General features: G+C 64.8%; 4 protein-coding genes. All 4 read left to right on the top strand.

Annotated features, from left to right (window positions below; translation table 11 throughout):
- The coding region (gene glgB / locus VMR39_RS06435; RefSeq protein ID WP_325415161.1) for a 1,4-alpha-glucan branching enzyme at positions 1-1,301 on the top strand (1,301 nt) is incomplete at its 5' end.
- 49 nt (positions 1,302-1,350) lie between these two features.
- Positions 1,351-2,610 (top strand): glucose-1-phosphate adenylyltransferase, encoded by a 1,260-nt coding sequence (gene glgC, locus VMR39_RS06440; RefSeq protein ID WP_325415162.1) that lies wholly within the window; start codon positions 1,351-1,353, stop codon positions 2,608-2,610.
- A gap of 8 nt (positions 2,611-2,618) precedes the next feature.
- Positions 2,619-4,067 carry a glycogen synthase GlgA gene (glgA, locus tag VMR39_RS06445; RefSeq protein ID WP_325415163.1) on the top strand — a complete coding sequence of 483 codons (1,449 nt, stop codon included), beginning with the start codon at positions 2,619-2,621 and terminating at the stop codon, positions 4,065-4,067.
- Positions 4,064-5,131, top strand: a 1,068-nt coding sequence (locus VMR39_RS06450) for an alpha-amylase family glycosyl hydrolase (RefSeq protein WP_325415164.1), incomplete at its 3' end; no start/stop codon positions are given. The genes glgA and VMR39_RS06450, both read left to right, overlap by 4 nt.

Genomic DNA, 5,131 nt, shown 5'->3' on the forward strand with positions numbered 1-5,131 from the left:
TGCCGATCAGCGAGCATCCCTATGATCCAAGCTGGGGGTATCAGACGCTGGGTCTCTATGCGCCTACCGCGCGTTTCGGCGATCCGGCCGGCTTCGCGCGCTTCGTCGACGGTGCGCATCAGGCCGGGATCGGCGTCATCCTCGACTGGGTGCCGGCGCATTTTCCCACCGACGAGCATGGGCTGGCGCGGTTCGACGGCACCGCGCTCTACGAACATGCCGACCCGCGCAAAGGCTTCCACCCCGACTGGAACACCGCCATCTACAATTTCGGGCGGCGCGAGGTGGCGCAGTTTCTGGTCAACAACGCGCTGTTCTGGGCCGAGCGCTATCATGTCGACGGTCTGCGGGTCGATGCGGTCGCATCGATGCTCTACCTCGATTATTCGCGCAAGGCAGGGGAATGGATTCCCAACGATCATGGCGGGCGCGAAAATGTCGAGGCGGTCGGTTTCCTCCAGCAGATGAACAAGGCGATCTATGGCGCGCATCCCGGCGTCATGACGATCGCGGAGGAATCCACCAGTTGGCCAGGCGTGTCGCACCCCGCGCACAGCGGCGGCCTCGGTTTCGGCTTCAAATGGAATATGGGCTTCATGCACGACACGCTGCGCTATTTGCAGCGCGACCCGGTGCATCGCGTCCATCATCATGACGACATCACTTTCGGCCTGCTCTACGCCTTTACCGAGAATTTCGTGCTGGCGCTCAGTCATGACGAGGTGGTGCATGGCAAGGCGTCGCTGCTGCACAAGATGGCGGGCGACGACTGGCAGAAGTTCGCGACCCTTCGCGCCTATTACGGGCTGATGTGGGGCTATCCCGGCAAGAAGCTGCTGTTCATGGGGCAGGAATTCGCCCAGCGCGCCGAATGGAACGAGGATGGCGCGCTAGACTGGCATCTGCTCGACCATGCGCCGCATCGGGGGGTGCAGAAGCTGCTGTGCGACCTCAACCATCTCTATCGCGACAGGCCGGCGCTCCATGCCCGCGACTGCGAGGCGGAAGGGTTCGAATGGGTGCTGGTCGATGCGGCGGAGGATTCGATCTTCGCCTGGGTGCGGGGCGCGCCCGGCGCAGGCCCGATCGTCATCATCAGCCATTTCACGCCGGTGCTGCGCCATGCCTATCGGATGCGCCTGCCTTCGGGCGGGCGCTGGCGCGAGATAGTGAACAGCGACGCGCTGGACTATGGCGGCAGTGGCGCCGGAAACATGGGCATGGTGGAAGCGGACGAGCAGGGATGGGCCAATATCACCATCCCGCCCTTCGCAACCTTGATGCTGGAACTGGATTATTGAATACCGACGGGCGCGTGCAGGCGATCTCGGGCAGACAGGGAGAGGCCCAATGCAGACGAAATATCAGCCGATCGCACGCGATGCCATGGCCTATGTGCTGGCGGGGGGACGCGGCAGTCGTCTGGCGGAACTGACCGACCGCCGGGCCAAGCCGGCAGTCCATTTCGGCGGCAAGGCGCGGATCATCGACTTTGCGCTCTCCAACGCGCTCAACAGCGGCATCCGTCGCATCGGCGTCGCGACGCAGTACAAGGCCCATTCGCTGATCCGGCACTTGCAGCGCGGCTGGAACTTCCTGCGCCCCGAACGCAATGAGAGCTTCGACATTCTGCCTGCGAGCCAGCGTATCTCCGAAAGCCAATGGTATGAGGGAACGGCCGACGCGGTGTTCCAGAATATCGACATCATCGAAAGCTATGCGCCCGAATATATGGTGATCCTGGCGGGCGACCATGTCTACAAGATGGACTATGAATTGATGCTCCAGCAGCATGTCGACAGTGGCGCGGACGTCACCGTTGGCTGCCTGGAAGTCCCGCGCAAGGAAGCCGTCGGCTTTGGCGTCATGCATGTCGACGAACGGGACATCATCACCGACTTCGTCGAAAAACCGAAAAACCCGCCTGCCATTCCCGGCCAGCCCGACATGGCGCTGGCATCGATGGGCATCTACGTCTTCCGCACCCGTTTCCTGATCGAACAATTGCTGCGCGACGCGGACGAGAAGGACAGCAAGCGCGATTTCGGTGGCGACATCATCCCCTATATCGTCAAACATGGCAAAGCCGTGGCGCACCGCTTTTCCAGCAGCTGCGTGCGCGCGGAAAGTGAGCTGGTGCCCTATTGGCGGGACGTCGGCACGATCGATGCCTATTGGCAGGCCAATATCGACCTGACCGACGTGGTGCCGTCGCTCGATCTTTACGACCGAAGCTGGCCGCTCTGGACCTATTCGGAAGTCACGCCTCCAGCGAAGTTCGTTCATAATGAGGATGGCCGTCGCGGCTCGGCTACCTCCTCGCTGGTGGCGGGGGGCTGCATCGTGTCGGGCTCCTCGTTGCATCGCAGCCTGCTCTTTTCGGGCGTTCGGACGCACAGCTTCTCGTCGGTCACGGAAAGCATCATCATGCCCGATTGTGAGATCGGACGTGGCGCACGGCTCCACAAATGCGTGGTCGATTCGGGGATTATCATTCCGCCCGGCCTCATCATCGGCGAAAATCCCGAATATGACGCGCAGCGTTTCCGCCGGACCGACAGCGGCGTGTGCCTCGTCACCCAGCCGATGATCGACCGGCTGGCGGCCTGAGCATAAGGATGACGATGAAGCTTCTGTCGGTTGCCTCCGAAATCTATCCTCTGATCAAGACCGGCGGGCTGGCCGATGTCGTCGGGGCGCTGCCCGGCGCGCTGGAGGGAGAAGGGGTGTCGAGCCGAACGCTGGTACCCGGCTATCCGTCCGTCCTGTCGCGGCTGGGCAAGGCCAAGGCGGTGCGCCGCTATGACGATCTGTTCGGGGCGTCCGCGGCGGTCCTCGCCGCGAAGGTCGATGGGCTGGACCTGCTGGTGCTCGACGCGCCAGCCTTCTTCGCGCGGGAGGGTGGCCCCTATGGCGATCATGGCGGCAATGACTGGGCCGACAATTGGCGCCGTTTCGCGGCCCTGTCGCGGGTCGGCGCGGACATTGCCGAAGGCGCGCTGAAGGGCTGGCGGCCCGATATCGTCCATGTCCATGACTGGCAGGCGGCGATGACGGCCGCCTATATGCGCTTCGGCCCGGCCGCGGCGGTGCCCAAGGTCGTGACCATCCATAATCTCGCTTTTCAGGGGCGGTTCGGCGCGGACATATTCGCGGGCCTCGGCTTGCCGTTGGAAGCATGGGGTGTCGACGGCGTCGAATATTATGGCGGGATCGGCTATCTCAAGGCCGGTCTCGTGTCCGCCGATGCGATCACGACGGTCAGCCCGACCTATGCGCAGGAAATCCGCTCGCCCGTCCATGGCATGGGGCTGGATGGCCTGATCAACGGGCGCGTCGACCGGCTGCATGGACTATTGAACGGGGTCGATACCGATATCTGGAACCCGTTGGCCGATCCGCTGATCGCCAAGCCCTACGGCGCGCGCAATCTATCGGGGCGCACCGCCAACCGCCGCGCGCTGGAAAAGAAATTCGGGCTGGACCGGGACGATGGGCCGATCTTCATCATCGTCAGCCGCCTGACTTGGCAGAAGGGCATGGACCTGATGATCGGGGCCATCGACCATCTGGTCGGGCTGGGCGCCAAGCTGGCGCTGCTGGGATCGGGGGATCATCCGCTGGAGGGCGCGTTCCTGGGCGCGGCGGATCGGCATCGCGGCCGGGTGGGCGTGCAGATCGGCTATGACGAGCCGCTGTCGCACCTGATGCAGGCGGGCGGGGACGCGATCCTGATCCCTTCGCGCTTCGAGCCGTGCGGTCTCACCCAGCTTTACGGGCTGCGCTATGGTTGCGTGCCGGTGGTGGCGCGGGTCGGTGGCCTCGCCGATACGGTGATCGACGCCAATGAGGCGGCGGTCAGCGCTGGCGCGGCGACGGGCGTGATGTTCGCCCCGTCCGATCCGTTGGCGCTGTATGGCGCGATTGCGCGGGTGGTGGAATTGCACCGCGACAAGGCCGTGTGGCAGGCGATGCAGCGGGCGGCGATGCGATCCGACGTGTCCTGGCATCATAGCGCGACCCGCTACGCCGCCCTCTATCGCGCGCTGCTGGCCGAGGCGGCATGAGCGACGGGCCGGGCGTGCCGCTGCTCACTGGCGCGGGCGCCCGCTTTTCGGTCTGGGCGCCGGATGCGGAACGGCTCTGGCTCTGCCTTTTCGACACGGCGGAGCGGGAAACCCGGCTGCCGATGACGTGCGACGCCGGCGGGCTTTGGCAGGTCGAGGCAGCCGGCGTCGGTGCGGGCGCCCGCTACGGCTATCGCGCCGATGGCCCCTATGATCCCGACGCTGGTCTCTGGTTCGATCCCGACAAGCTGCTGCTCGATCCCTATGCCACCGCGATCGACCGGCCCTTTGTTTATGATCCGGCACTGGCCGCGCCGCGCGGGGAGGGCGGCGATACCGCGTCGTTGATGCCCAAGGGCGTGGTCGAAGCGCCGCTGCCTCCGGTAGCCGTCCAGCCGCCCCGTTTCGCGCCCGGTGGCCTGATCTACGAACTCCAAGTGCGGGGTTTTACCAAGCTGCATCCCGACGTGCCGGAGGCGCAGCGTGGCACTATCGCCGCGCTCGCCCATCCGGCGGTGATCGCGCATTTGCAGGCTCTCCATGTGACGGCCGTGGAACTGATGCCGATCAACGCATGGATCGACGAGCGGCATCTGGGGCCGCTGGGGCTGACTAATTATTGGGGCTATAATCCGGTCAACTGGTTCGCAATCGATCCGCGACTCGCGCCGGGCGGGATAAGCGAACTGCGTGCGACGGTGGCGGCGCTGCATGAAGCAGGGATCGGCGTGATCCTCGACATGGTCTATAATCATGATGGGGAAAGCGACCGGCTGGGGCCGACCCTGTCGCTGCGGGGTCTCGATGCGCGGGGCTATTTCCGGCATGAGGCCAACGGGCGACTGATCAACGATACCGGCACCGGCAATAGCATCGCCTGCAATGCCCAGGTCGTGCGGCGGCTGGTCCTGGATTCGTTGCGGCATTTCGTGACGCAGGCGGGGGTGGACGGGTTCCGCTTCGATCTTGGCCCGGCGCTGGGGCGGATGCCGGATGGATTCGATCCGCGCGCGCCCTTGCTGGAGGAGATGCGCGCGGACCCGGCCCTGGCCGATCGGGTCATG

Origin of the sequence: Sphingobium sp., assembly GCF_035511395.1 — a bacterium.
Lineage (GTDB): Bacteria > Pseudomonadota > Alphaproteobacteria > Sphingomonadales > Sphingomonadaceae > Sphingobium.